Here is a 271-nt window from a genome sequence, read left to right as displayed (position 1 = left end):
ACATCGAGATTGGGTGTTTCATGAAACCGGATGTGGGGTATGCGACGAAGGCAATTTGGGCGTGAGTTCAAGATCGAGGCGGTCCGCCTGATCAAGGACCGCGGAGTGAGTGTGGCGCAGGCGTCTCTGGATCTGGATGTCCAGGAGAACCAGCTTCGCAAATGGGTGAAGCTCTTTTCGGCCGACCCTGCGCAGGCCTTTCCCGGCCATGGCCAGATGAAGCCGGAGCAGCTTGAGATCGAGCAGCTGCGGCGCGAGGTGGCCAAGCTCA

At 59.8% G+C, this 271-nt stretch carries 1 protein-coding gene; it reads left to right on the top strand.

Annotation, left to right across the window (positions count from 1 at the left end; translation table 11 throughout):
* Positions 1-39: 39 nt before the first annotated feature.
* Positions 40-271, top strand: a 232-nt coding sequence (locus JHD80_RS28350; protein ID WP_199094008.1) for a transposase, incomplete at its 3' end; no start/stop codon positions are given.

Origin of the sequence: Allobosea sp. ASV33, assembly GCF_016428755.1 — a bacterium.
Classification (GTDB): domain Bacteria; phylum Pseudomonadota; class Alphaproteobacteria; order Rhizobiales; family Beijerinckiaceae; genus Allobosea.
This window is presented reverse-complemented; position numbering and strand designations above follow the sequence as displayed.